Here is a 25,235-nt window from a genome sequence, read left to right on the forward strand (position 1 = left end):
CTTCCCGGCTAAAGTCGTACTGGCGTCCCAATCCAATAACAAACATAAGGATTCGCATGATGAAACGGACTCTGCGCGCGTTGGCGCCAGCCTGCCTGCTGACAATTATTTCCCCTGCGTTGTACGCCTCGCCCTACAGCTCATTGATCGTCTTTGGCGACAGCCTTAGCGATGCCGGGCAGTTTGCCGATTCGGGCGGCCCGGCCAACGCCACCCTACGCTTTACCAACCGGGTCGGGCCAACCTATCTGCCGGGACGTGGCGAGGTGACCAGTACGACCACGCCGATGCGTCTTGGGGCGCTGCTCGGTGTGGACGGGCTGGGGCCATCCACTTCAGCGGTGCTCGCCCGCCAGGGCCTGGCCGACGGCAACAACTGGGCGGTGGGCGGCTATCGCACCGACCAGATTTTCGCCTCGATCACCCAGCCGGGGGGCTCGGCTACCGGTTTTCGAACCCGCGATGGCTATCTGGTCGACCTCGCCAATCGCGGCCTGAGCCTGGATCGCAACGCATTGTTCTATGTGAACGGCGGTGGCAACGATTTTCTCCAAGGACGGGTCTTGAATACGGTCCAGGCGCAAGCCGCCGGGAACCGCCTCGCCGATAGCGTGCAGGCGTTGCAGGCGGCCGGCGCGCGTTACTTCGTGGTGTCGATGATGGGCAGTGTGGGCAATACCCCGGCGCTCTTTGGAACCCCGGCTGCGGGATTGCTCACCGGGTTGGTGAATGATCTGAATACTCAGCTGATCGGCCGCTTGAAGCAGATCGATGCGCAAATCATTCCGCTGAACGTGCCGGCGTTGTTCGGCGAAGTTCTCCAGAACCCCGCTGCTTATGGCTTCGATGCGACGCAGAATCTGCGTGGCACCTGCTTCAGTGGCTGTGCCAGGGTCAACCCGACCTGGGGCATCACCAGTGCTACGCCGAACCCGGACCGCTTGCTGTTCAACGACAGCGTGCACCCGACCACCGCGGTGCAGCAGATCTTCGCGGACTACACCTATTCACTGCTGTCCGCGCCCTGGGAGCTGACCCTGCTGCCGGAAATGGCGCACGGCACCCTGCGCGCCCATCAGGATCAACTGCGCGCGCAATGGCAGGCCGACTGGGAGGCATGGCAAGCGGTCGGAGAGTGGCGGGCCTTCGTCAATGGCGGCGGCCAGCACCTCGATTTCGACGGTCAGGACGCCGGCGCCAGCGGTGATGGGACCGGCTACAACCTCAACCTCGGCGGCAGCTATCGACTCGACGATGCCTGGCGGGTTGGCGTGGCGGCGGGTTTGTATGGGCAGGAGCTGGAAGCCGGGCAAGCCGACTCCGACTACAACCTGCGCAGCTATCTAGGCACCGTCTTCGCCCAGTACCAGCAGAATCGCTGGTGGGGCGAGCTGGCCTTGACCGGCGGCTACCTGGACTACGACGACCTGAAGCGCAAATTCGCCTTGGGCATCACCACCCGCAGCGAAAAGGGTGACACCGACGGCTATCTCTGGGCGCTCGGCGGGCGTGCCGGTTACGACATCGCCCAGCCGGGCAGCGACTGGCATCTGAGTCCGTTCATCAGCGCCGACTATGCGCGAGTGGAGGTCGACGGTTATGCGGAGAATGGCGCTACGTCGACGTCGCTGCGCTTCGATGATCAGAAGCGCACCTCCAAGCGCTTGGGCGTTGGTCTGCAGGGCCGTCTGCAAGTGACACCGGCGACCGCGCTGTTCGCCGAAGTGGCGCAAGAGCGGGAGTTCGAGGATGACCCTAGCGATCTGCGCATGTCGCTGAACAGCCTCGATAGCCTCGACTTCACCCTGCAGGGCTATACCCCGGACGATCAACTGCAGCGCGCCAGCATCGGCTTCAATCAGCAGCTCACCGCGGAGTTGGCGCTGCGCGGCGGCTACACCTTCGGCAAGACTGACGATGACGAGCTGCAGGCGGTGAGCGTGGGGCTGTCGTTGGATTTCTGAACGCGCTCCCAAACGCACCACTCGGACGAGTGTCGAGGCCCTAAGCTTCGGCGCTCGTTTTGCGTTATTGGGCTCCAGTTCTTGAAACTTGCGGGATTCCTCCACCAAGCGACCGAACGGCAGTGCCGCAACACCTAAGAGCTTGTCTCGGATCTGCTGCGCGTCGGAAACACTGCGTTGAAAACGGCTTCGGAATGCTCATTTACAACTTGTAAACTCCGCTTCCTCAGCCGTTTTCGCCTTGTTTTTCTCTAGCTCGCGAGATCCGAAACAGGTTCTGAGTCCGGGCACCCGTCTGCGCGTGGTTGAGGTATCCGTTCCGGGGTGGAAACGTTAGGCTTACCGGCAGTGTTGTTGCTCGATGGTGGGCCTGTAGCCACGATGGCGCTGAGTTGCATGCGCCATGCTGCAAGGCCGCGTATGGGTCGAGCATTCTCCTTACTCCCCAGCCGAGGTCAGGAAGACTTTGCGTAACCCTCTCCGTGTTGTGGTGGCTTGGGAGTACCTGTCGTGCTGAGCGCTTGCGTCGACTCCAGCTGGATGTTGAGTTTTCCGGTATTCGTCACGGGCTTGCTGTGCCTCGGCATCATGCTGTTGGGCTACTGGGTGTTGCATCAGCGCGGTTTTCCGGGGCGCGACAGTTTTGTGCTGCTGCACGTCGCGAGCGTGTGGTGGTTGCTGGCGGCGGGCGCCGAAATGGCCAGCCAGGCGGCGGGCTGCAAAGTGTTCTGGGCCAGCATGGCCTGGCCCGGCATCGTCGGGGTGCCGACCTTCTGGGCGGTGTTCCTCTGGCAGTACGTCAACAGCGTGCGCTCCGGTCTGGCCTGGCGCAGCATATTGGCGCTGAGCATCGCGCCGCTGCTGATCTGGGCGCTGGCCATGACCAATGCCTGGCATGGCCTGCTCTATAGCGCCGGGACGGCACCGGTTAGCGCTGAGCCCGGCGCGGCGATCCGCTACGAGCATGGTCTGCTGTTCTACACCGCGGCGATCTACGGCTACTTGCTGATGGTCTACTGCTTCATGTTGACCTTGCGTGCCGCGCTGGCCGCTCAGGGCGTGTATCGGCGTCATTACCTGGCCTTCGCCTTGGTTACCTGCATTCCGTGGGCCGCCAACCTCGGCTATGTGTTGTTCGATTGGACGCTATTCGGTTTCGATCCGACGCCCTTCAGCTTCGTTGTGACGTTGGTAGCGTTTGCCTGGCTGATTGTCGGGGTGCGCCTGTTCGATCTGCTGCCAGTGGCGCGCCATCTGCTTCTCGAAGAGTTATTCGATCCCGTTCTGGTGGTCGATCCGCAGTCGCGGGTCATCGAGGCCAACCCAGCCGCCTTGCAGCTAGCCGGTCTCGGGACGGATTGGCAGGGCCGACCATTGGGCGACTGGCCGGTGTTCGGTGCGGATGTGCTGGCGGTGCTGCAAGGCTCGACCAGCACTGAAGAGCAGCTGTTGGCGCTGGCGGGCTCGACGCGCTATTTCGAGTTGCGCATTCGCAATATCGAACGGGCGACTCGTACCGGTAGCTACATCCTCGGGCGCATGATTTATCTGCGCGACGTGACCCAGCGGCACCTCAGCGAACTCAAGTTGGCCGAGGCGCTGGCGGTCAGCGAGGAGCGCCTGCGGACGATTTCCCAACTACATGAGCAGTTGCAGGACCAGGCTCTGCGCGATCCGCTGACCAAACTCTACAACCGTCGTTATCTCGATGAGTTCTTTGCCCGCGAACTGGCGCGTTGCCAGCGCGAGTGCGTGCCGATTTCGCTGGCCTTGATCGACCTCGATCACTTCAAACGCCTCAACGACGAACACGGCCATCTGACCGGCGACGATGTGTTACGCGCGGTGGCCGCGCGCTTGGGCAGCAGTCTGCGTAGCTCCGATGCGGTATTTCGTATCGGCGGCGAGGAATTTCTCCTGATTCTGCCGGGCGCCGACTCGATCGAGGCGCACAAGCGCATGTCGAGCATTTGCGAGGAACTGGCGAAAACCCCGGTGGAAACCCGTAGCGGCTTGCTGCGCGTGACCTTGTCGGCGGGCTTGTCGCACTGGCCGGCGCAAGGCCTGGCTCTCGACGTCCTGCTGCAAACCGCCGACGCCGCGCTGTACGAAGCCAAGCGCAGCGGACGCAACCAGGTGTGCGCGGCGATTCCGGCGAGCAGCTGAACGGACGCCGCGCGCTTCGGTCAGACAGAAGCAATGCAACTCGACTCGCGCTAAACTGCGCGCGATTTTCTCTTCCTCCGGAGTCTCCCATGTCCCGCGTTACCCTCAGCCGCTACCTGATCGAGCAGACCCGTAGCAACAACACTCCGGCCGATCTGCGCTTCCTTATCGAGGTAGTGGCGCGTGCGTGCAAAGAGATCAGCCACGCAGTGTCCAAGGGCGCGTTGGGCGGCGTACTCGGCAGCATGGGCACCGAAAACGTCCAGGGCGAAGTGCAGAAGAAGCTCGACGTGTTGTCCAACGAGATCCTTCTGGAAGCCAACGAATGGGGCGGCCACCTGGCCGGCATGGCCTCCGAAGAGATGGACAACGCCTACCAGATTCCCGGCAAGTACCCGAAAGGCGCCTACCTGTTGGTGTTCGACCCGCTGGACGGCTCCAGCAACATCGATGTCAACGTCTCGGTCGGCACCATCTTCTCGGTGCTGCGCTGCCCGAACGGCTGCGTCAGCCAGAACGACACCCTCGGCGAGGAAGCTTTCCTCCAGCCGGGCACCCAGCAGGTCGCCGCCGGCTATGCCATCTACGGCCCGCAGACCATGCTGCTGCTGACCCTTGGCGACGGCGTCAAGGGCTTCACCCTCGACCGCGAGCTGGGCAGCTTCGTGCTCACTCACGACGACATCCGCGTGCCGGAAACCACCGCCGAATTCGCCATCAACATGTCCAACCAGCGCCATTGGGAAGCTCCGGTGCAGCGTTATGTCGACGAACTGTTGGCTGGCAAGGACGGTCCGCTGGAGAAGAACTACAACATGCGCTGGATTGCCTCGATGGTGGCCGACGTGCATCGCATCCTCACCCGCGGCGGCATGTTCATGTACCCACGCGACAGCCGCGAGCCGAGCAAGCCCGGCAAGCTGCGCCTGATGTACGAAGCCAACCCGATGTCGTTCATCATCGAGCAGGCGGGCGGCGCGGCCACTGATGGCCACCAGCGCATCCTCGATATCCAGCCGGAGTCCCTGCACCAGCGCGTGGCGGTGTTCCTCGGTTCGAAAGAAGAAGTCGAGCGCGCGACCCGTTATCACCAGGAATAACCGGTGAGCGCTTGGCAGCCCTTGCTCGAATGGTGGTTCGGGGCGCCCGGCGTCGGCGCGACCCCGAGCGATCTCGAGGCGGCGGCCCAGCGCTACGGTCTGTGGTTCGGCAAACAGGACAGTCAGGATATGCAGGCGCGCGAGCGCTTCGCCGGACAGGTCGAACAGGCTCTGGCCGGCGAACTGAGCGAGTGGACTGCCGAGCCCGAAGGTTGGCTGGCGCTGATCCTGTTGCTCGATCAACTGCCGCGGATGATCTACCGCGATACGCCCCGTGCGTTCGCCGGCGATAGCCGCGCGCAAGCCCTGGTTTGCCAGGGGCTGGCGGAGGGTCGCGAAGCGGCGCTGACCCCGCTACGTCAGGTGTTCATCTATCTGGTGCTCGAGCACAGCGAAAACCTGGCAGTTCAGGAGCAGGCGGTTGCCCGCTTCCAGATCTTGCACGGTGCTGCACCGCTCGCCGAACGAGCGCTGTTCGGCGGTTTTCTCGACTATGCCGAGCAGCACCGCCGGGTGATTGCCCGCTTCGGTCGCTTTCCCCATCGCAACGCCATTCTCCAGCGCCCCTCGACCGATGCCGAGCTGAGTTTCCTGCAGGAACCTGGCTCGCGTTTTTGACTCCAACGAGCTAACCCGCCAACCGGCTACGCTCAGGTTGTCGTCTATCCCCAAGGAGTTCTCCATGTCTCTGCGTCATTTCGCGCTGCTATCGTTTTGCGTGCTGTTGGCCGCCTGCAACAAGCTCAATCAGGAAAATTATTCCAAGCTCAACGCCGGGATGACCAAGGCGGAAGTCGAGAAACTCCTCGGCAGCCCCACCGAATGCTCCGGCGCTGTGGGGCTGACCAGCTGTACCTGGGGCGACCAGGAGGCCTTAATCAGCATTCAGTACGCGGGAGACAAGGTGCTGATGTTCTCCGGAAAAGGCCTCAAGTAAGGAATTGCAGATGCGTAAATGGTTGATCTGTTGTGCCGTGCTGGCCCTTGGCGGCTGCGCCAACTCCGGTACCGGCACGGTCCCCCCGCAAACCGTCGACAAGGTCGACCTGCAGCGCTACCAAGGCACCTGGTACGAACTGGCGCGCCTGCCGATGTTCTTCCAGCGCGATTGCCTGCAGTCCGAAGCGCATTACCGCTTGCAGGACGATGGCAGCATCGGCGTGCTCAATCGCTGTCGCACTGCCGAAGGCAAATGGCAGGAAGCCAAAGGCCAGGCCGTGCCGCAGAAGCCGGGCGAAACCGACAAGTTGTGGGTGCGTTTCGACAACTGGTTTTCCAGCCTGGCTCCGGCCTTGGCCAAGGGCGATTACTGGGTGCTGTACCTGGATAAGGACTACCACACCGCCCTGGTCGGCAATCCCGACCATAGCTACCTGTGGCTGCTGTCGCGCACTCCCGAGGTACAGCCGGAGGTCCGGGCCAAACTGCTGAATGAAGCGAAGCGCCGTGGCTACACGATCGACAAGCTGATCTGGCGCACGCCGGATGCGCAGCTCGGTAGCCGGAACTAACCTGGCGAGCAGGATGGCCAGTCGCAGCCATCCTGCGTTTCATCGAGTGCCGCGTTGCTTGCTGCATTCGCCGTTAGCTAGCCGTGCTGTCGTTCAGGCGGAATTGCCTGGCGCGTGCGGCGCACCACGAATGCCGGAATGCTCAAATCCCGTTTCATGGTTATGATGCCCCGAGGACATTTTCACGGGGCGCCCTGGCGCCGTACGTGCACATTTGGGGAATATGCTATGCAGACTTTGTATCCGGAGATAAAGCCCTACGCGCGCCATGAGTTGGCCGTAGAGGCACCGCACGTCCTGTATGTGGACGAAAGCGGGTCGCCGGATGGCCTGCCGGTGGTATTCATCCATGGCGGCCCAGGGGCCGGCTGCGATGCCTCCAGTCGCCGCTATTTCGACCCGACCCTGTACCGCATCATCACCTTCGACCAGCGTGGCTGCGGGCGCTCGACGCCGCATGCGAGCCTGGAGAACAACACCACCTGGCATCTGGTCGCCGACCTCGAGCGCATCCGCGAACACCTGGGTATCGACAAATGGGTGCTGTTTGGCGGCTCCTGGGGTTCGACCCTGTCGCTGGCCTATGCACAGAGCCATCCGGAGCGGGTGCTGGCGCTGATCCTGCGCGGCATCTTCCTGTGCCGCCCGCAGGAAATTCAGTGGTTCTACCAGGAAGGCGCCAGCCGACTGTTCCCCGATTACTGGCAGGATTACCTGGCGCCGATTCCGACCGAAGAGCGCGGCGATCTGGTCAAGGCCTTCTACAAGCGCCTTACCGGCGCCGATCAGATCGCCCAGATGCACGCCGCCAAGGCCTGGTCGACCTGGGAAGGGCGCACCGCCACCTTGCGCCCCAATCCGTTGGTGGTCGATCGCTTCAGCGAGCCGTCGCGGGCGCTGTCTATTGCTCGGATCGAGTGTCACTACTTCATCCACGACTCGTTTCTCGAATCCGATCAACTGATTCGCGACATGCATAAGATTGCCCATCTGCCCGGCGTCATCGTGCATGGCCGCTACGACGTGGTCTGTCCGCTGGATAACGCCTGGGCGCTGCATCAGGCCTGGCCGAACTGCGAGTTGCAGGTGATTCGCGACGCCGGCCACGCCGCCTCCGAGCCGGGCATCACCGACGCCCTGGTGCGCGCGACCAAGCAGATCGCCCACAAACTCCTCGATCTGGCGCCGGACGAAGCATGAAGGCGCTGATTCAGCGCGTGCGCAATGCGCGCGTGGACGTCGCCGGCGAATGCGTCGGCGCCATCAATCAGGGCCTGCTGGCGCTGGTCGGTGTGGAGCCGCAGGACACCCCGGCGAGCGTCGCCAAGCTGCTGCACAAGTTGCTCAATTACCGAGTGTTCAGCGATGCCGACGGCAAGATGAACTGCTCGCTGAAAGACATCGACGGCGGCCTGTTGCTGGTTTCCCAATTCACCCTCGCCGCCGACACCAAGAACGGCCTGCGCCCGAGCTTTTCCAGCGCCGCGCCACCGGCCCAGGGCGAGGCGTTGTTCGCGGCGCTGGTGGAATTGGCTCGTGCCCAGCACCGGCAAGTCGCCACCGGCCGATTTGGCGCCGACATGCAGGTCCAGCTGATCAACGATGGGCCGGTAACTTTTCTCCTCGAGGCGTGAGTGGCGCGCCTCGTGGCGCTTCTCGGCCATCCTGCGTGTTAGTCCCCTCTCCCATTCATGGGAGAGGGCTAGGGAGAGGGTGGCTCGGCTGGCGCAGCCCTCTCCCCCGGCCCCTCTCCCGCAAGCGGGAGAGGGGAGCAAACCCTCCTCACAACTCGCCCATCACCCATCCGGCTAAGCCGTATACCCGGCGCAGGCCGGCCAGTTCGACCTCGCGGCTCTGTCCCGGCTCGAAGCGTACCGTAGTGACGGCCTGGATGATCAGGCGCATGCCGCGCGTACTCGGTCGATCAAGGCTCGATGGGTATCGCTGTGCTCAACCCATCGAGCTCGCTCCCGGCTTCATCCTGCGAGCAACGTCGCCGATCGTTCAGGCATTGACCGGCAGCTCGTCATCTCACGCCATTCTTGCTTTCCCACGGCTCGCCATCTTTGCTGATGACGGTTAGCATGCGCGGTCATTTTTTGTCCGTGGGCGCTGTCACCCACTTTCCAAGTTCCAATCGAGGATTCGCAATGAAGAAGTTTCTCGCCTCCCTGCTGCTCTGCACCTGCGCCATGGGCGGTCTGGCCCATGCCGGGATGATCGACGACGTGGTCAAGAGCGGCACCCTGCGCGTAGGCATGGACCCGACCTACATGCCGTTCGAAATGACCAACAAGCGTGGGGAGATCATCGGCTTCGAAGTCGACATCCTCAAGGAAATGGCCAAGGCCATGGGCGTCAAGCTGGAGCTGGTGTCGACCAGTTACGACGGCATCATTCCGGCGCTGCTGACCAACAAGTTCGACATGATCGGCTCGGGCATGACCGTGACCCAGGAGCGCAACCTGCGGCTCAACTTCCCTGAACCGTTCATCGTGGTCGGCCAGACCCTGCTGATCCGCAAGGAGCTGGAAGGCACCATCAAGTCCTACAAGGACCTCAACGATGCCAAGTACCGCATCACCTCGAAGATCGGCACCACTGGCGAGATGGTCGCCAAGAAGCGCATCAGCAAGGCCAAATACCATGGCTTCGACAACGAGCCGGAAGCGGTGATGGACGTGGTCAACAACAAGGCTGATGCGTTCATCTACGACGCGCCGTACAACGTGGTGGCGGCGAGCAAGTTCGGCGCCGGCAAGCTGGTCTACCTCGATGAGCCGTTCACCTACGAGCCGCTGGCCTTTGGCCTGAAGAAAGGCGACTACGACAGCGTCAACTGGATCAATAACTTCCTCAAGCAGATCCGCGAAGACGGCACCTACGATCGCATTCACGCCAAGTGGTTCAAGAAGACCGAGTGGCTGAAAGAGATGGAGTAACAGTGACTTCGAGCAGCGCCTTCCAGCCCGTTTGCGGTGTGGCGTGCGCTGGATTTCGTAGGGTGGGTTAACCGTGTAGCGGCGTAACCCACCATTGGCACCGCGAGGTGCCGCGCTTGTGCGGCATTGGTGGGTTACGCTTCGCTAACTCACCCTACGAAATTGAACCAACGCGCAGGCTATTCCTGCGCGTTCGCATTTATGGAAACCGACCGTGGCTAAATCGAAAAAAGCCCTGTGGCCCTGGCATCTGCTGACCGGCCTGATTCTTATCACGCTGGCCTATGCGCTGTGGTTCTCGACTTCGCTGATTTCCTACGAGTGGCACTGGAACCGCGTGCCGCAGTACTTTGCCTACCACGCCGAGGATGCGCAGCGCGCGTCCGACTATGCCAGCGTGAAGAGCATCACCGAGCAGGGCGAGCGCGCCGTGGTGACGCTGACCAGCGAGAGTGGCGACGAGATCCAAGTGAGCGTCGCCAAGGACAGCCTGCGCGTGGCCGAGGGGGACGACGTCAGCGAGGGCGACGAGCTTGGTGTGACCCGTCACTGGGCCGCCGGACCGCTGCTCTGGGGGCTGTGGACCACGCTGTGGATCTCCGTGGTGTCCGGCGCGTTCGGCCTGCTGATCGGCCTGGCCACCGGCCTCTGCCGGCTGTCGAAGAATCCGACCCTGCGCGACCTGTCGACCGTGTTCGTCGAACTGGTGCGCGGCACGCCGCTGCTGGTGCAGATCTTCATCTTCTATTTCTTCATCGGCACGGTGCTCAACCTGTCCCGCGAGTTCGCCGGGGTTGCGGCGCTGGCGCTGTTCACCGGTGCTTATGTGGCCGAAATCGTCCGCGCTGGCGTGCAGTCGATCGTCAAGGGACAGGACGAGGCGGCGCGCTCGCTGGGCCTCACCGCGCCGCAAACCATGCGCTATGTGATTCTCCCGCAGGCCTTCAAGCGTGTGCTGCCGCCGCTGGCCGGGCAGTTCATCAGCCTGGTCAAGGACACCTCGCTGGTCTCGGTGATCGCCATCACCGAGCTGACCAAAAGCGGCCGCGAGGCGATCACCACCTCGTTCTCGACCTTTGAAATATGGTTCTGCGTGGCGGCGCTGTATTTGCTGATCAACCTGCCGCTGTCGCAGATTGCCAACCGCCTGGAACGGAGGCTTGCGCAAAGTGATTGAAGTCCGTGATCTGGTAAAAGTTTTCGATGCCCGCGGCCACGAAGTACGTGCGGTGGACAAGGTCAGCACCCATGTGTCGAAGGGCGAAGTGCTGGTGGTGATCGGTCCGTCCGGCTCGGGCAAGTCGACCTTCCTGCGTTGCCTCAACGGTCTCGAAGAGCTCGACTCCGGCTCGGTGAGCATCGACGGCCTCGACCTCGCCAACCCGAAGACCGACGTCAACGCCTACCGCCGCGAAGTCGGCATGGTGTTCCAGCACTTCAACCTGTTCCCGCACATGACCGTGCTGGAGAACCTGTGTCTGGCGCAGAAGGTGGTGCGCAAACGCGGCAAGGCCGAACGCGAGGACAAGGCGCGCGCGCTACTGACCAAGGTCGGCATCGCCCAGAAGGCCAATGAATTCCCCTCGCGGCTTTCCGGTGGCCAGCAGCAGCGCGTGGCCATCGCCCGCGCGCTGTGCATGGAGCCGAAGGTGATGCTGTTCGACGAACCGACCTCGGCGCTCGACCCGGAGATGGTCGGCGAGGTGCTCGACGTGATGAAGCAGCTGGCCGTGGAAGGCATGACCATGGTCTGCGTCACCCACGAAATGGGCTTCGCCCGCGAAGTCGCCGACCGCGTGCTGTTCTTCGACCACGGCAAGCTGCTTGAAGACGCGCCGCCGGCCGAGTTCTTCAACCAACCCCGCGACCCGCGCGCGCAGGCGTTCCTCAAGCAGGTGCTGTAAGCGTCGGGCGGCCCCGGAAGCCTTTGTGTGCAGGAGCGAATTCATTCGCGATGGGCGGCACCCAGATCGCGAATGAATTCGCTCCTACCAAAGCGGTCTGGTGGGCGGCTTCTGCGCTGCATTGTTCGGTGCCGCGCGCAGATGCTGTTCTTCCAGCCAGTCCTCGGCCAGTTCGCGGCGCCGTTCACGTTCGAAGCTCTGCCACTCCGCGGCCACTTGCGGGAACGCGCCGAGCACGTGGCGGAAGGCACGGGTCGCCCGCCGGCCGGCGAGGGCCAGCTGCAGCTGCGGGTAGGCGAGCGGGTGAGTGACCTGCTGGGTGAATTCCTGCATCAGCCGGTAGCCGATTTCCGGCTCCCAGGGCTCGATCGAGAGATAGCGCTCGGGTTCTTCCAGCAGTTGCCCTTCGAGCGTCGCGTCGAAGGCTTCGATGCGGCCACTCAGCAGGTCGAGGTAATGCAGTTGATCCGGGCTGTCGAGCGCCCGGCTCAGGGCGTCGAGGTCGATAGTCAGCGGGCGCATGGCCGGTTCCCCCAGACAATGGCTACCCGCTGATCCTACCCTTATCGACGTTACAGGCGGAAGCCGTTGACCAGCTGCTGCAACTCGCCGCCCAGACGCGCCAGCTCGGTGCTCGAGGCGGCGGTTTCCTCGCTGGCCGCGGCAGTTTGTTCGGAGATGTCGCGCACGTTGATTACGCTGCGATTGATCTCTTCGGCCACCGCGCTCTGCTCTTCGGCGGCCGCGGCGATCTGCAGGTTCATCGCCTGGATGCTCGACACCCGCTGGTTGATGTTGGCCAGCGCGTCGCCGGCCTTGCGGGCCAGCTCCACGGTGCGCCCGGCCAGGTCGCGGCTGCTGTCCATGCGGCTGGCGGCCGCCTGGGTACCGCTGTGCAGGCCGGCGATCAGCTCTTCGATTTCCTCGGTGGATTTCTGCGTGCGCTGCGCCAGGCCGCGCACCTCGTCGGCGACCACCGCGAAGCCACGCCCGGCCTCGCCGGCGCGCGCCGCTTCGATGGCCGCGTTGAGCGCCAGCAGGTTGGTCTGTTCGGCGACCGACTTGATCACGTCGAGCACGCTGCCGATCTTCGCGCTTTCCTGCTTGAGCTGTTCCATGGCCTGCGCCGAGCTCTGCACCTCGGCGGCCAGGCGGTCCATCTGCGCGATGGCGTCGCTGACCACCCGATCACCCTGGCTGGCTTCGCGATCGGCTTCTGCGGCGGCCTCGGAGGCCTGCTCGGCGTTGCGCGCGACTTCCTGCACGGTGGCGGCCATCTCGTTCATCGCGGTGGCGACCTGGTCGGTCTCGACCTTCTGACTGTTGACCCCGGCGCTGGTCTGCTCGGTAACTGCGGAGAGCTCCTCGGCGGCGCTGGCGATCTGCGTCACGCCGTCGTGGATGCGCCCAACCAGCTCGCGCAGGCTCAGGGTCATGCGCTGCATCGCCTGTTGCAACTGGCCGAGTTCGTCGCGGCGAGTGGCGCGGACGTCCTGGCTGAGGTCGCCGGACGCGATGCGCGTGGCGGCGGCCAGGGTGTCGTTCAGCGGGGCGACGATTTGTCGGGTAATGGTCCAGGCGGCGCCGATACCCAGCAGCAGGGCGAGGGCCACGCCGAAGCCGATCAGTAGGCGGGCGTGCTCGGCCGCGGCGTCGCGCTTGGCGGCCTGACGGTCGCTCAGCTCATCGCTCAGTTCTGCGATCTGTCCGCCGAGCGACACCATGGTTTCGCGCGCCGCCAGGCTGGCGTCGATCTCGCTGGAGAACGAGGCGAGGGTGGTGCGGTAGGTCGCCAGTGCGGCGGCGGATTGGTCCAGTTCGGCTTCATGGCCGCTGCCGACCTGGCCGCGCAGGCTACGCAGGGTTTCGATGGTCTGGTCGATGGCGCCGAGGGCGGCGGCCTTGTGCGCCTGATTGTCGCCACTTGTGTAGCTAAACGCCTGGAAGCGCGCCTCCACCACCTGGCGGCCGAACTGGGCAAAGGTGTGTAGGTCCTGCAGGCGCTGCTCGATCGTGCCGCCGGCGTCGTTGAGGATGTCCTGTTCGACCTTGACCATGCTGTCGGCGATCGCGGTCGCCTGTTGGATCAGGTTCTGCCGCGCGGCTTCGCGGTTGTCGAAGGTCTTGACCAGCGTGGCGAAGCTGCTGCGGTAGTCGTCGACATGCCCGTCGAGCTTGTCGAGCAGTTGACGGTCTTGCGGGTCGGTTAGGAGGCCGAGGAGCTGCTGGTTATGCTGGCCCAGCTTGTCGAGGGTCTGCAGTGCCGCGTCGCGGTCTTCGGCCTCGCGGCTGGACTGATAGCCGAGGCGGTAGATGCGCAGGTCCTTGGTCAGCAGATTGAGCTGGGACAGGCTGGCGAGCTTGTCGCCGCGCTGGATGATAGTGCTCATGTTGAGCCAGCCGATCAGGGCGACCATCAGGGTCAGCGCCAGGACGATGCCGAAACCCAGCGCTAATTTTCGGTTAACGCTGACGTTGCCCAGCGCGTCGGTGAACCACTTGAACATTCCATTTCTCCAGCAAGGACGGGGCGCTCCGTTTGGTCGGTGGCGCATATGTTAATCGGCCGCTGGGGCGATTTTCTTAAGCGCTGATGCCAACCTTTCGTCGGCTGGAACGCCCGTACCTGCTGGGGTGTAGTTATTTCGCCAAGGCCTCGGCGATGAAATCGAGGCGGTCCTGGCCGAAGTACAGTTCGCCGTCGACAAAGAAACTCGGCGCGCCGAACACGCCGCGCGCGATGGCCTCCTCGGTGCTGGCCTTGAGGCGCTCCTTGACTGTTTCGTCGTTGATCAGTCGTTCGAATTCGGCGGCATCGAAGCCGGCGGCGGCGAGCACTTCGGCGACCACTTCGGGGCGGCCCATGGGCTTTTCGTCGACCCACATGGCCTGGAAGATCGTCGTCAGGTAGGCGTGGAAGCGCGGATCGTCCTGATAGCCGGCGGCGCCGCGCATCAGCATCAGGGTGTTGATCGGGAAGTACGGATTGAAGCGCAGCGGCACGCCGTAGCGACGGGCGAAGCGCGCCAGGTCGTGATTCATGTAACGGCCCTTGGCCGCAATGGCGGCGGGCGATTGATTGCCGGTGGCCTTGAACACGCCGCCGAGCAACAGCGGGCGCCAGACGATGGTCGCGCCGGTAGCGGCAGCGATTTTCGGCAGCTGAGTCCAGGCCAGGTAAGCGGTTGGGCTGCCGAAGTCGAAGAAGAACTCTACGGTTTTGCTCATCTTGTTGTCCTTGTCGCGGGGAAGTAGGGGGGCTTAGTCCGTAGGTTGGGCTGAGGAGCCTGCGACGAAGCCCAACGAATGGTGGCGCCTCTCGCTGCGGCGTCACCTGTGTTCATTGTTGGGCATCGCTACGCTCAGCCCAACCTACGGGCTCCGGAAGTGTCTAGAACGTCTCGCCCCACGGTCGCAGATCCAACTCATGCACCCAGCAGTCGCGCGGCTGATTGTGGATCTGCCAGTAGGTCTCGGCGATATGCTCGGGATTGAGAATGCCGTCCTGCTCCTTGAGTTGATAGCGCTCGGGGAAGGTGTCGCGGATGAACGCGGTGTCGATCGCCCCGTCGATCACCGGATGGGCGACATGAATGCCCTGCGGCCCCAGCTCACGGGCCATGCTCTGGGCCAGCGCGCGCAGGGCGAACTTGGCGCTGGCGAAGGCGGCGAAGCCGGCGCGGCCGCGCAGCGAGGCGGTCGCGCCGGTGAAGATGATCGTCCCGCGAGCGCGCGGCAGCATCACTCGGGCGGCTTCGCGACCCGTCAGGAAGCCGGCCAGGCTGGCCATCTCCCAGACCTTGCGATAAACCCGCTCGGTGGTTTCGGTGATCGAGAACTGCACGTTGGCGCCGATGTTGAAGATCACCGCTTCGAGCGGACCGATCTCGCTTTCGATGTTCTGAAACATCGCCAGGACCTGCTCTTCGACCCGCGCATCGCAGCCGAACGCGCGCGCCTGGCCGCCGGCGGCCTCGATCTGCTCGACTAGTGGCTGCAGCTTGTCGGCATTACGCCGCGCCACGCAGGCGACATAGCCCTCGCGGGCGAAGCGCTTGGCGATTGCCCCGCCGGTGGCATCGCCGGCTCCCACTACCAGTACCGCTTTGCGTTCAGTCATTGCCGTTGCTCCGGATGGAATTCTTGTCAGTTCTGTTTTGGAACTCGCAATGAATAGTCAGTTCCTTTTTAGAACCTGTCAAGCTAGAGTAGCGCCATCATCTGGCGGAGGACCGGCCATGCGCTGGGAAGAACTCGATCAACAACCCTGCTCGCTGTCGCGCACCCTGGCCGTGGTCGGCGACCGCTGGACTCTGCTGGTGCTGCGTGAGGTGTTCATGGGCATTCGCCGGTTCGACGATTTCCAGCAGCGCCTGGGCATCACCCGGCATGTGCTGGCCGACCGCCTGAAGACGCTAGTGGAGGCGCAGGTGCTGGACAAGGTTGCCTATCAGGAGCGGCCCCGGCGCGAGGAGTATCGCCTGACGCCGCGCGGTCACGATCTGTATCCGGCGATTCTGGCGCTGGTCAATTGGGGCGACCGCCATCTCGCCGGTAGCGAGGGCGCGCCGATCCGCCACGTGCACAAGGCGTGCGGCAAGCCGATGCATGGCGTGCTGGTGTGTTCCGAATGCGGCGAGCCGCTGCAGGCGCGGGACGTCGATCTGGCCGAGGCGCCGGAGTTTCGCGAGCAACTGCTGCCGCGGCATTGGCGTGAACGTCAGGGCTGAAGGGCATGTGCGCGCTTGGGCCGAACCTGCCTGCATCCGGGCTACGGTGCTGGCCCCGCCACCGGTAGGAGCGAATTTATTCGCGATCCTTCGCGCTCAGTCGATCGCGTCGCGAATAAATTCGCTCCTACGGTTCGTCGGGTGGGTGGGGGCGCCTAGCCCTACGCCGTTAGCACCGCTGGTGCGTAAAAAGCCCGCTCAGAACAGCCGCGCCAGCAACACCGGCACCGCCGTTTCCACTCGCAGAATCCGCGCGCCGAGCTGCACCGGCTGCAGGCCGGCCTCGCGCAGCTTGTCGACTTCATAGGGAATCCAGCCCCCTTCCGGGCCGATCGCCAGGGTTACCGGCTGCTCGACCGCGCGCGGGCAGGGCGGGAAAGCGCCGGGGTGGCCGACCAGGCCGAGCGTAGCGGCGGCCAGCGCCGGCAGGCGATCCTCGACGAACGGCTTGAAGCGCTTCTCGATGAACACCTCGGGTAGCACCGTGTCGCGCGCCTGCTCGAGGCCGAGAATCAGTTGTTCGCGCAGCGCCGCCGGTTCCAGAAACGGGGTTTGCCAGAAGCTCTTTTCCACCCGGTAGCTGTTCAGCAGGATCAGTCGCGGCACGCCCATGGCGGCGACGGTTTGCAGCACGCGCTTGAGCATCTTCGGGCGCGGCAGGGCCAGCAACAGGGTTAGCGGCAGCTTGGCCGGCGGTGGCGTATCGAGCTGCACGTGCAGTTCGGCTTCGTCGCTATCCAGGCGCAGCAAGGTGCCGCTGCCCATCGCGCCACCTAGGCGGCCGACCCGCATTTGGTCGCCTACGGCGGCCTGATGCACTTCATGCAGATGCTTGAGGCGCCGATCGCGCAGCACGGCGCGATCGGCCGCGACGAAGTCGGCGTCTTCGAGGAGCAGCAGGTTCACGGCTGCACGGAGGGTGGCTGGTCCTGCGGCGCGTCGTTCTCGGCATCGGCATCGGCCTGCGCGTCACTGCGCTTGCGCACCAGGCTGCCGGCCAGGATGCCGAGCTCGAACAGCAGCCACATCGGCACCGCCAGCATGGTCTGCGAGAAGATGTCCGGCGGGGTGAGGATCATGCCGACCACGAAACAGCCGATGATCACGTAGGGGCGGATTTTGCGCAGGTAGGCGACGTCGACGATGCCGATCCAGATCAGCAGCACCACCGCCACCGGAATCTCGAAGGCCACGCCGAAGGCGAAGAACAGGGTCATGACGAAATCGAGATAGCTCGAGATGTCGGTCATCATCGCCACGCCTTCGGGGGTCACGCTGGCGAAGAAGTGGAAGATCATCGGGAACACCAGGAAGTACGCGAAGGCCATGCCGCCGTAGAACAGGATGATGCTGGAAATCAGCAGCGGCACGGCGATGCGCTTCTCGTGCTTGTACAGACCGGGGGCGATGAAGCCCCAGATCTGATGGAGGATTACCGGCATGGCGAGGAACAGCGCGACCACCATGGTCAGCTTGAACGGGGTGAGGAACGGCGAGGCGACGTCGGTGGCGATCATCGTCGCGCCTTCCGGCAGGTACTGGCGCAGCGGCGCGGAGACCAGCGTGTAGATCTTCTGGGCGAAGTAGAACAGCCCGGCGAAGATCAGGAAGATCGCCGCTACACAGCGCAGCAGGCGCGTGCGCAATTCGGTGAGATGCGTAACCAGCGGCATCTCCTGGTCGTTTTCCGGCTTGTGATCGCTCATGGGTTTCGCGGTACTTGCTGCGGTTCGGTAACGGGGCTTGCCACGTCACTCGGGGCCGGTTCGACCGGCGTCGGCTGGGCGGCGGGCGGCACGGGAGTTGGCGAGGCGAGCTGGTTTTTCAGTTGCTGCTCCATCGCCAGGATCTGCTCGTTATGCAGTTGGCGGCGGATTTCGTCGGCGCCGATTTCGCGCTCCACTTCACTCTTGATCGCATTGAAGCTGCGCTTCAGCCGGCCGATCCACAGCCCGGCGGTGCGCGCCGCACCTGGCAGGCGCTCGGGGCCGAGCACCAACAGGGCGATCAGGCCGACCAGCAGCAATTCGCTGAAGCTAATGCCGAACATGACGGTCTACCTCAGTCCTTGCGCAGCGGCTCTTCGACCTTCTGCGCCTGGGCGTCGATGGTGTGCGGCGAGTTCAGCGGCGGCTGTGGGGTGACCGGGGTGATTGGCGGCTCGGCGGGCTTGGCCTCGTCCTCGTTCATCGCCTTGCGGAAACCCTTGATGGTTTCGCCGAGGTCGCTGCCGAGGTTCTTGAGTTTCTTGGTGCCGAACACCAGGACCACGACGATCAGAATGACGATCCAGTGTTTCCAGTCGAAAATGCCCATGTCGCGTTCCTCTATGTCTATTAAGCGGAAGGTTCGCGGGCGGCCTTTTCGGCATGCCCGGACAGTCCGAAACGGCGATCCAGTTCGTCCAGCACGGCCTGCGGATGCTGGCCAAGGGCGGCGAGCATGACCAGGCTGTGGAACCACAGGTCGGCGGTTTCGTAGATCAGGTCGGTGCTGTCGCCGCTGACGGCGGCGTCCTTGGCGGCGAGGATGGTTTCCACCGACTCTTCGCCGACTTTTTCGAGAATCTTGTTCAGACCCTTGTGGTACAGGCTGGCTACATAGGAGCTGTCCGGCGGCGCGCCTTTGCGCGACTCCAGCACCTCGGCCAGGCGGGTCAGCGTGTCACTCATGGCTATGTCCTGCAGAGTAGATGGCGTGCGGGTCTTTGAGTACCGGATCGACGATGTGCCAGGCGCCGTCCCGGTAGACCCGGTAAAAGCAGCTTTGCCGGCCGGTATGGCAGGCGATGCCGCCGAGTTGCTCGACGCTGAGCACGATTACGTCGGCGTCACAGTCCAGGCGCAGTTCATGGAGCTTCTGCACATGGCCGGATTCCTCACCCTTGCGCCACAGCTTGCCGCGCGAACGCGACCAGTAAATGGCGCGTTGCTCGCTGGCGGTGAGAGCCAGGGCTTCGCGGTTCATCCAGGCCATCATCAGCACGCGGCCGGTCTGGTAGTCCTGGGCGATTGCCGGCACCAGGCCGTCGCTGTTCCAGTTGATTTCGTCGAGCCAGTCAGTCATCGGTTTTTCCGCCCGCTGGGGCCGTATTCACAGGGATACAGTTTGCCTGTCGTCGACCAGCCTGGCTATCGGCGCACGACCAGGTAAATCCCGGCGGCGGCCATCAGCCAGGCCGGCCAGGCTTCGGGCGCGGTCAGCGCAGCGCTGGTCGCGAGCACTGCAGCGCCACCCAGTAAGCCCGCACCAGCCAGGCGCAGCAGCCAGCTATCGCGCGGTTCGAGACGCGGCGCTGGCGGATCTTGCAGATGCGCTTGCGACAGGCGTTCGAGCAGGTCGCGGGTCATGGTGGCCAGATGCGGGACTTGCTCGACCTGGCTGTGCAGATTGCTCAGCAGCTGTTTGGGGCTGACTCGCTCGCGCATCCAGCGTTCGAGGAACGGCGCGGCGGTGCTCCACAGGTCGAGGTCGGGATACAGCTGGCGGCCGAGGCCCTCGATGTTCAGCAGGGTCTTCTGCAGCAGCACCAGCTGCGGCTGGATTTCCATGTTGAAACGCCGGGCGGTCTGGAACAGGCGCAGCAGCAGTTGGCCGAAGGAGATGTCCTTCAACGGCCGCTCGAAAATCGGTTCGCACACCGTGCGGATCGCCGCCTCGAAATCGTTGACCTTGGTGCCGGCGGGCACCCAGCCAGAGTCGATATGCAGCTGCGCGACCTTGCGGTAATCGCGCTTGAAGAAGGCGATCAGGTTGCGCGCCAGGTAGTCCTGATCCTCGGGGGTCAGGCTGCCGACGATGCCGCAGTCGATGGCAATGTACTGCGGGCTCCACGGCGTGCGGGTGCTGACGAAGATGTTGCCGGGGTGCATGTCGGCATGGAAGAAGCTGTCGCGGAACACCTGGGTGAAGAAGATCTCCACGCCGCGTTCGGCGAGCAGCTTCATGTCGGTGCGCTGGTCGGCGAGGGTCGCCAGATCGGTCACCGGCACGCCGTAGATACGCTCCATGACCAGCACTTTGGGCCGGCACCAATCCCAGTACACCTGTGGCACATAGAGCAGCGGCGAGCCTTCGAAGTTGCGCCGCAGCTGGCTGGAATTGGCCGCCTCGCGCAGCAGGTCGAGCTCGTCGTAGATGGTTTTCTCGTAGTCGCTGACCACTTCCACCGGGTGCAGGCGGCGCGCTTCGGTGGAGATGCGCTCGGCCAGTGTGGCGAGCAGATACAGCCAGGCCAGGTCGGCGCGAATGATCGGCCGCAGCCCTGGGCGAATCACCTTGACCACCACTTCTTCGCCGCTTTTCAGCTGCGCGGCATGCACCTGGGCCACCGAGGCAGAGGCCAATGGCTGGCTGTCGAAACGCGCGAAGGCGTCGGCCACCGAGACGCCCAACTGCTCTTCGATCAACGCCACCGAATGTTCGGGATCGAACGGCGGCACTTGATCCTGCAGCCAGGCCAGCTCGTCGGCGATATCCGGCGGCAGCAGGTCGCGGCGCGTCGACAGCAGTTGGCCGAACTTGATGAAAATCGGCCCGAGATCTTGCAAGGCCAGGCGCAGCGCGGCGCCGCGCGTCAGGTTCAGGCGCTTGCGCGGCAACCAGCGCCACGGCAGCAGATAGCGCGAAGCGGCCAGCCACCAGGGCAGCGGTAGGTTGAACAGCAGGTCGTCAAGACGGTAGCGGATGACCACGCTTTGAATGCGCAACAGACGGCGGACGGCAAGCAGCTTCATGCGGGATCGCTGGGTTCAGGTGGAAGGGAGAGACGGGCGACGCGAGCTTCGAGGCGCTCGAGGGCGACTTTCAGGCTGTCCAATTCGGCAAACCGGGCTTCGGCTTCCGCCGTGCCGACCAAACTGCGCGACTCCTCGCTGAGAAAATCGGCCAGGCTCAGGCGCAAGCTGTCGAGACCATGATCGAGCCAGCGCGCGCGCAGCTTCAGGTGGCTGGCGAGCACTTGCGCGCCGAGCGGGCCGAGCCAGCGCGACAGTTCGTATTCCCAGTCCAGCTCGAGGTCCTGCAGCACGGCGGCGAGATCCAGGAGCACGGCGCTATCGCCCTGCAGCTCGATCTCCGGACTATGCAGCACACTGCTTTTGTCCTTACTCAAGGCCAGGCGCAGCAAACTGGCGGCGGGCGCGCGCAGACGGCAATCGGCCGGCGCATCCCAATGGCCGGCAAGTTGCACGCCCTGTTCGGAAGGCAAGAGAAACAGCTGCACGGGTGGCTTCTGGCAGTCGATTTCAATCACCGCGCCATTCAGCGACGCCAGACGTGGCAGAGCCGTGGCGTCGAGGCGCAAGACGCGGTTGAGACCGAGCTCGACGCCGGCTAGCACGGCCTGGGACAACATCAGGGCTTGATGCCGCGATGCAGGGCGACGATGCCGCCAGTCATGTTGTGGTAGGTGACGCGATCGAAACCGGCCTCGACCATCATCGCCTTGAGGCTTTCCTGGTCCGGGTGCATGCGGATCGATTCGGCCAGATAGCGGTAGCTTTCCGAGTCGTTGGTGATCAGCTTGCCCATCAGCGGCAGCAGGGTGAAGGAGTACGCGTCGTAGGCCTTGGACAGCAGGCTGCTGCTCGGTTTGGAGAATTCCAACACCAGCAGTCGACCGCCCGGCTTGAGCACGCGCAGCATGGAGCGCAGGGCGTCGTCTTTGTGCGTCACGTTGCGCAGGCCGAAGGCGATGGTCACGCAATCGAAATGGTTGTCGGGGAAGGGCAGCTTCTCGGCATCGGCCTGGACGAAGCTGACATTGCCCGACACGCCGCTGTCGAGCAGCTTGTCGCGGCCGACCATGAGCATCGAAGCATTGATGTCGGCCAGCACCACTTCGCCGGTCGGGCCGACCAGGCGCGAGAACTGGCGAGCCAGATCGCCAGTGCCGCCGGCGATGTCGAGCACCCGGTTACCGGTGCGCACACCGGACAGCTCGATGGTGAAGCGCTTCCACAGGCGGTGTACGCCGGCGGACATCAGATCGTTCATCAAGTCGTACTTGGCGGCGACCGAGTGGAACACCTCGGCGACCTTTCCGGCCTTCTGGCTTTCCGGCACGCTCTGGTAACCGAAATGGGTACTGGGTTCGGCATCGCTGCCTTTGCGTGGATCGTTCATAGGGCTACCACCGGAAGAAAGTGCCGGCCATTCTAATCCTGCCGACCTGCTTTGTCTTGGCGGCCGCCGGGCCAGCTGCCGCAGATGGCGAGCCTGATATAGTCGGCCGACCACAGGCCGCGGTTAGGAGCATCTTATGGCCCGCATCACTATCGAACGTCCTCATTCCCTCGGCCGCGCGGCTGCTCGCGAACGCGCCGAACAATTGGCCGAGCGCCTGGCCAGGCAATATCAGGTGAGCTACCGCTGGAACGGTGACACCCTGGAGTTCAAGCGTAGCGGTGCCGACGGCAGCATCGAGGTCGGCGAGGATCGTGTGCGCGTCGAGTTGAAACTCGGGCTGCTGCTGTCCGCTATGAGCGGGACGATCAAGCGCGAAATCGAAACCACCCTCGACGAGAAGCTCGCCTGAGCGCCCGCTGACATCGACGTTTTTTGCCGCGGGCGCCGGAAAAAAACGATCTGTTGCCCTAGGGCCTGTTAACGCTACTGACACGGCCGTGCCGGAGCCTCTTTTTGCGCGAGGCAAGGCACGAGATGCAAGGTTTGGCATTCCAAATGAGCATCGAGAAACGCAGCCTCGCGCAAAAGCAGGCCCGTCCCGCAGGGTTGCGCGGGAAATGGCCCCCGCTGTCGTTGCAGGACTTGCCAAGGGAATGACCATTGCCTGCGTCCTGCGCCTAACCGGGGGCCATTTCTCGCTGCAACGCGGCTCGCGTCAGTAGTGTTAACAGGCCCTAGTATGTGGATTCTAATTTTCTTCGTTACTTTGCACTCAAGCCCGCTACCGCGGGCGTGTCCTCAACACCTGTGCGAGGTGCAGCATGTCGAAAGTAGCTGTTAAGAAGAACGTGGAAAAAATTGCCAGCCAATCCACTGTGCTGACCGATATCAAGCACTACGGCCGGCAGATCTGGCTGGCGGGTCTGGGGGCATATGCCAAGGCCGGGCAAGAAGGCGCGGATTATCTGAAAGAGTTGGTCAAGGCTGGCGAGTCGGTCGAGAAGCAGGGCAAGAAACTGGTGACTGAACAAGTCGAGGCTGCCAACAGTCAGATCGATGAGGTCAAGGGCAATGTCATCAGCGTGAAAGACAAACTGGAAAGTCGTTTCGACAAAATCGAAAAGGCCTTCGATGATCGCGTCGCCATCGCCCTCAATCGTGTCGGCATCCCGTCCCGGCAGGACGTGGAAGCACTGTCTGCTAAGCTGGATGTGTTGAATGAGTTGCTGGCGAGCGTGACCAAAACTAAGTAAGGAGAGCGGGGATGGTGGCTAAAAAGAAATCCGAAAAAGGAAGCTCCTGGATTGGCGAGGTCGAGAAGTACTCGCGGCAGATCTGGTTGGCTGGCTTGGGTGCCTATTCAAAGATCAGCAAGGACGGCAATAAGCTGTTCGATACGCTGGTTTCCGATGGCCAAAAGGCTGAGAAATTGGCCAAGACCGAAGTCGACAAGCAGGTCGGCGCAGTGAAGTCCTCAGCCAAGTCGGCCAAGTCCAAGGTTGCCGATTTGGCCTTGGGTAAATGGGAGGAGCTGGAAGAGGCTTTCGATAAACGTTTGAACAGCGCCATCTCCCGCCTTGGCGTTCCGAGCCGTAACGAGGTCAAGGACCTGCATGGCAAGGTGGAAGCCTTGACCAAACAGATCGAAAAACTCACCGGGGTTTCCGCCAACTCGGTCAAGGCTCCGACTAAGGCACCGACCAAAGTTGCTGCCAAACCCGCTGCTAAACCTGCGGCCAAGGCCGCCAGCAAACCGGCCGCTAAGCCGGCAGCGAAACCCGTCGCCAAGCCTGCTGCCAAGGCGCCAGCCAAACCAGCGGCCAAGGTTGCGGCGAAACCTGCAGCTAAACCTGCAGCTAAACCTGCAGCTAAACCTGCAGCGAAGCCAGCCGCCAAACCGGCCGCTAAAGCCGCGAGCAAACCGGCCGCCAAGCCTGCAGTGAAAGCGGCGGCCAAGCCAGCTGCTAAACCCGCAGCCAAGCCTGCGGCTGCAAAACCGGCGACAGCGGCGAAACCTGCCTCGGCACCGTCTGCCGCGCCGAGTGCTGCTCCGGCTGCAACGACGCCTTCGGCGCCGGTAACGCCAGCGACTCCCGCTACCTCGTCCTGAGTTTTGCAGGTCCACGAACGCCCGGCCTAGTGTCGGGCGTTTGCGTTTCAGACCTGCAGATAGCGCTGCGCCAACTGCTCGGCGGCATTGCGTGAACCTCGGGTCAGGTGCGGCGCGACCAGCATCATCACCTGGAAGACCACCAGCCGACTTTCACCTTCGCCGCCGATGATGCGTTGGTAATCCAGGGAAAACAGCAGGGTCAGGGTGATCTGCTCGACCAGCAGGCCCAGCGCCTGGGTATCGCTGGTCAGCTGCCGCTCGGCTTTCAGGTGGCCTAGCAAGGCGGCAATCGCGCGCTTCAGGGTGTTGAGCCAGAGGCGTATGCCGCGCTCCAGCTTGGGCAGGCGGCTGGCCAGGTTGGAGAGGTCCTGGAACAGGAAGCGATAGAGCGCCAGGCGCTCGACGATCAGGTGCAGAAACAGCCAGTAATCTTCCGGCTCCAGACGAATGTCGGTAGGCGGGTCGAGGAGTGGCGTTATTTCTGCCTGAAAGCGCGCGAACAGCTCGAGGATCAGCGGCTCCTTGCCATGGAAGTGGTAATACAAATTGCCCGGGCTGATATCCAGCTCGTTGGCAATTTCCAGAGTAGAGACGTTGGGTTCGCCGAGCTCGTTGAACAACTGCAGGGCGCAATCGAGGATGCGGTCGCGGGTCTTCATTCCATGATCTTTTCGTT

Annotated in this window: 29 protein-coding genes and 2 pseudogenes; 15 read left to right on the forward strand and 16 right to left on the reverse strand. The window is 63.4% G+C overall.

All coding sequences use genetic code 11. The features are described 5' to 3' along the window. Positions 1-56 precede the first annotated feature (56 nt). The 8 genes from estP (at position 57) to dtd (ending at position 8,375) form a co-directional block, all read left to right on the forward strand. Complete coding sequence (gene estP / locus NVV93_RS02115) at positions 57-1,964, forward strand: esterase EstP (RefSeq protein ID WP_258252814.1); 1,908 nt, start codon at positions 57-59, stop codon at positions 1,962-1,964. A 513-nt stretch (positions 1,965-2,477) separates the two neighbouring features. Then, a complete protein-coding gene (locus NVV93_RS02120) occupies positions 2,478-4,130 on the forward strand; it encodes a histidine kinase N-terminal 7TM domain-containing protein (protein ID WP_258254266.1) in 1,653 nt (550 codons plus the stop codon). 89 nt (positions 4,131-4,219) lie between these two features. Beyond that, positions 4,220-5,230, forward strand: coding sequence for a class 1 fructose-bisphosphatase (locus NVV93_RS02125; protein ID WP_258252815.1), 1,011 nt, complete (start codon positions 4,220-4,222; stop codon positions 5,228-5,230). Between the two features lie 3 nt (positions 5,231-5,233). Then, positions 5,234-5,848, forward strand: coding sequence for a DUF924 family protein (locus NVV93_RS02130; RefSeq protein WP_258252816.1), 615 nt, complete (start codon positions 5,234-5,236; stop codon positions 5,846-5,848). 64 nt (positions 5,849-5,912) lie between these two features. Then, complete coding sequence (gene bamE / locus NVV93_RS02135) at positions 5,913-6,167, forward strand: outer membrane protein assembly factor BamE (RefSeq protein WP_258252817.1); 255 nt, start codon at positions 5,913-5,915, stop codon at positions 6,165-6,167. Positions 6,168-6,177: 10 nt separating this feature from the next. Beyond that, positions 6,178-6,741, forward strand: a complete 564-nt coding sequence (locus NVV93_RS02140; protein ID WP_258252818.1) for a lipocalin family protein — start codon at positions 6,178-6,180, stop codon at positions 6,739-6,741. A gap of 228 nt (positions 6,742-6,969) precedes the next feature. After that, positions 6,970-7,941 carry a prolyl aminopeptidase gene (pip, locus tag NVV93_RS02145; RefSeq protein ID WP_258252819.1) on the forward strand — a complete coding sequence of 324 codons (972 nt, stop codon included), beginning with the start codon at positions 6,970-6,972 and terminating at the stop codon, positions 7,939-7,941. Next, positions 7,938-8,375 (forward strand): D-aminoacyl-tRNA deacylase, encoded by a 438-nt coding sequence (gene dtd, locus NVV93_RS02150; RefSeq protein WP_258252820.1) that lies wholly within the window; start codon positions 7,938-7,940, stop codon positions 8,373-8,375. The genes pip and dtd overlap by 4 nt, the downstream gene beginning before the upstream one ends. Before the next feature lie 148 nt (positions 8,376-8,523). On the opposite strand, the pseudogene NVV93_RS02155 reads toward dtd, so the two are convergent. Beyond that, positions 8,524-8,673 (reverse strand): annotated as a pseudogene (locus NVV93_RS02155) (urease subunit beta); the annotation flags it as partial. A 218-nt stretch (positions 8,674-8,891) separates the two neighbouring features. Between NVV93_RS02155 and NVV93_RS02160 the strand changes: the two are divergent. From NVV93_RS02160 to NVV93_RS02170, 3 genes are all read left to right on the forward strand, one after another. Further along, positions 8,892-9,683, forward strand: a complete 792-nt coding sequence (locus NVV93_RS02160) for a transporter substrate-binding domain-containing protein (RefSeq protein WP_258252821.1) — start codon at positions 8,892-8,894, stop codon at positions 9,681-9,683. Positions 9,684-9,897: 214 nt separating this feature from the next. Beyond that, positions 9,898-10,860, forward strand: coding sequence for an amino acid ABC transporter permease (locus tag NVV93_RS02165; protein WP_258252822.1), 963 nt, complete (start codon positions 9,898-9,900; stop codon positions 10,858-10,860). Further along, a complete protein-coding gene (locus NVV93_RS02170) occupies positions 10,853-11,587 on the forward strand; it encodes an amino acid ABC transporter ATP-binding protein (protein WP_258254267.1) in 735 nt (244 codons plus the stop codon). The genes NVV93_RS02165 and NVV93_RS02170 overlap by 8 nt, the downstream gene beginning before the upstream one ends. An 84-nt stretch (positions 11,588-11,671) precedes the next feature. Here NVV93_RS02170 and NVV93_RS02175 read toward each other — a convergent pair whose 3' ends face one another. From NVV93_RS02175 to NVV93_RS02190, 5 genes and pseudogenes are all read right to left on the reverse strand, one after another. Further along, entirely contained in the window at positions 11,672-12,109 is a 438-nt protein-coding gene (locus tag NVV93_RS02175) for a UPF0158 family protein (RefSeq protein WP_258252823.1), read from the reverse strand. A gap of 50 nt (positions 12,110-12,159) precedes the next feature. After that, on the reverse strand, positions 12,160-13,032 hold the full coding sequence (locus NVV93_RS20120) for a methyl-accepting chemotaxis protein (protein WP_375162920.1): 873 nt from the start codon (positions 13,030-13,032) through the stop codon (positions 12,160-12,162). A gap of 30 nt (positions 13,033-13,062) precedes the next feature. Further along, positions 13,063-14,142 (reverse strand): annotated as a pseudogene (locus tag NVV93_RS20125) (methyl-accepting chemotaxis protein); the annotation flags it as partial. Between the two features lie 85 nt (positions 14,143-14,227). After that, the gene (locus NVV93_RS02185) at positions 14,228-14,815 is read right to left on the reverse strand and encodes a 2-hydroxychromene-2-carboxylate isomerase (protein WP_258252825.1); all 588 of its coding nucleotides are present in this window, start codon (positions 14,813-14,815) and stop codon (positions 14,228-14,230) included. A gap of 163 nt (positions 14,816-14,978) precedes the next feature. Further along, positions 14,979-15,707, reverse strand: coding sequence for an SDR family oxidoreductase (locus NVV93_RS02190; RefSeq protein ID WP_258252826.1), 729 nt, complete (start codon positions 15,705-15,707; stop codon positions 14,979-14,981). A gap of 118 nt (positions 15,708-15,825) precedes the next feature. Here NVV93_RS02190 and NVV93_RS02195 point away from each other — a divergent pair, with 118 nt between their 5' ends. Next, a complete protein-coding gene (locus tag NVV93_RS02195; RefSeq protein ID WP_258252827.1) occupies positions 15,826-16,317 on the forward strand; it encodes a helix-turn-helix domain-containing protein in 492 nt (163 codons plus the stop codon). A 198-nt stretch (positions 16,318-16,515) separates the two neighbouring features. Here the strand turns inward: NVV93_RS02195 and NVV93_RS02200 are convergent, their stop codons facing one another. The 9 genes from NVV93_RS02200 to ubiE form a co-directional block, all read right to left on the reverse strand. Next, the gene (locus tag NVV93_RS02200; RefSeq protein WP_258252828.1) at positions 16,516-17,223 is read right to left on the reverse strand and encodes a 16S rRNA (uracil(1498)-N(3))-methyltransferase; all 708 of its coding nucleotides are present in this window, start codon (positions 17,221-17,223) and stop codon (positions 16,516-16,518) included. Continuing rightward, positions 17,220-18,023 (reverse strand): twin-arginine translocase subunit TatC, encoded by an 804-nt coding sequence (tatC, locus tag NVV93_RS02205; protein WP_258252829.1) that lies wholly within the window; start codon positions 18,021-18,023, stop codon positions 17,220-17,222. The genes NVV93_RS02200 and tatC overlap by 4 nt, the downstream gene beginning before the upstream one ends. Then, positions 18,020-18,367 carry a Sec-independent protein translocase protein TatB gene (tatB, locus tag NVV93_RS02210; protein WP_258252830.1) on the reverse strand — a complete coding sequence of 116 codons (348 nt, stop codon included), beginning with the start codon at positions 18,365-18,367 and terminating at the stop codon, positions 18,020-18,022. The genes tatC and tatB overlap by 4 nt, the downstream gene beginning before the upstream one ends. Positions 18,368-18,378: 11 nt before the next feature. Further along, the gene (locus NVV93_RS02215) at positions 18,379-18,633 is read right to left on the reverse strand and encodes a twin-arginine translocase TatA/TatE family subunit (RefSeq protein ID WP_258252831.1); all 255 of its coding nucleotides are present in this window, start codon (positions 18,631-18,633) and stop codon (positions 18,379-18,381) included. A 20-nt stretch (positions 18,634-18,653) separates the two neighbouring features. After that, on the reverse strand, positions 18,654-18,989 hold the full coding sequence (locus NVV93_RS02220; RefSeq protein WP_258252832.1) for a phosphoribosyl-ATP diphosphatase: 336 nt from the start codon (positions 18,987-18,989) through the stop codon (positions 18,654-18,656). Next, complete coding sequence (gene hisI / locus NVV93_RS02225) at positions 18,982-19,383, reverse strand: phosphoribosyl-AMP cyclohydrolase (RefSeq protein ID WP_258252833.1); 402 nt, start codon at positions 19,381-19,383, stop codon at positions 18,982-18,984. Before hisI ends, NVV93_RS02220 begins: the two co-directional genes overlap by 8 nt. A 65-nt stretch (positions 19,384-19,448) precedes the next feature. Next, positions 19,449-21,053 carry a ubiquinone biosynthesis regulatory protein kinase UbiB gene (gene ubiB, locus NVV93_RS02230; protein ID WP_258252834.1) on the reverse strand — a complete coding sequence of 535 codons (1,605 nt, stop codon included), beginning with the start codon at positions 21,051-21,053 and terminating at the stop codon, positions 19,449-19,451. Next, positions 21,050-21,673, reverse strand: coding sequence for an SCP2 domain-containing protein (locus NVV93_RS02235; protein ID WP_258252835.1), 624 nt, complete (start codon positions 21,671-21,673; stop codon positions 21,050-21,052). The genes ubiB and NVV93_RS02235 overlap by 4 nt, the downstream gene beginning before the upstream one ends. Beyond that, positions 21,673-22,443, reverse strand: a complete 771-nt coding sequence (gene ubiE, locus NVV93_RS02240) for a bifunctional demethylmenaquinone methyltransferase/2-methoxy-6-polyprenyl-1,4-benzoquinol methylase UbiE (RefSeq protein ID WP_258252836.1) — start codon at positions 22,441-22,443, stop codon at positions 21,673-21,675. The genes NVV93_RS02235 and ubiE overlap by 1 nt, the downstream gene beginning before the upstream one ends. A 136-nt stretch (positions 22,444-22,579) precedes the next feature. On the opposite strand from ubiE, the gene NVV93_RS02245 reads away from it, so the two are divergent. The 3 genes from NVV93_RS02245 (at position 22,580) to NVV93_RS02255 (ending at position 24,556) form a co-directional block, all read left to right on the forward strand. Then, positions 22,580-22,855 (forward strand): polyhydroxyalkanoic acid system family protein, encoded by a 276-nt coding sequence (locus NVV93_RS02245; protein WP_258252837.1) that lies wholly within the window; start codon positions 22,580-22,582, stop codon positions 22,853-22,855. A 412-nt stretch (positions 22,856-23,267) separates the two neighbouring features. Continuing rightward, positions 23,268-23,699: a phasin family protein gene (locus NVV93_RS02250; protein ID WP_258252838.1), complete on the forward strand. Its 432-nt coding sequence runs from the start codon at positions 23,268-23,270 to the stop codon at positions 23,697-23,699. A gap of 11 nt (positions 23,700-23,710) precedes the next feature. Continuing rightward, on the forward strand, positions 23,711-24,556 hold the full coding sequence (locus NVV93_RS02255) for a phasin family protein (protein WP_258252839.1): 846 nt from the start codon (positions 23,711-23,713) through the stop codon (positions 24,554-24,556). Between the two features lie 47 nt (positions 24,557-24,603). Here NVV93_RS02255 and NVV93_RS02260 read toward each other — a convergent pair whose 3' ends face one another. Beyond that, positions 24,604-25,218 carry a TetR/AcrR family transcriptional regulator gene (locus NVV93_RS02260; protein WP_258252840.1) on the reverse strand — a complete coding sequence of 205 codons (615 nt, stop codon included), beginning with the start codon at positions 25,216-25,218 and terminating at the stop codon, positions 24,604-24,606. Positions 25,219-25,235: the final 17 nt, after the last annotated feature.

Source organism: Pseudomonas sp. LS44, from assembly GCF_024730785.1.
Taxonomy (GTDB): domain Bacteria; phylum Pseudomonadota; class Gammaproteobacteria; order Pseudomonadales; family Pseudomonadaceae; genus Aquipseudomonas.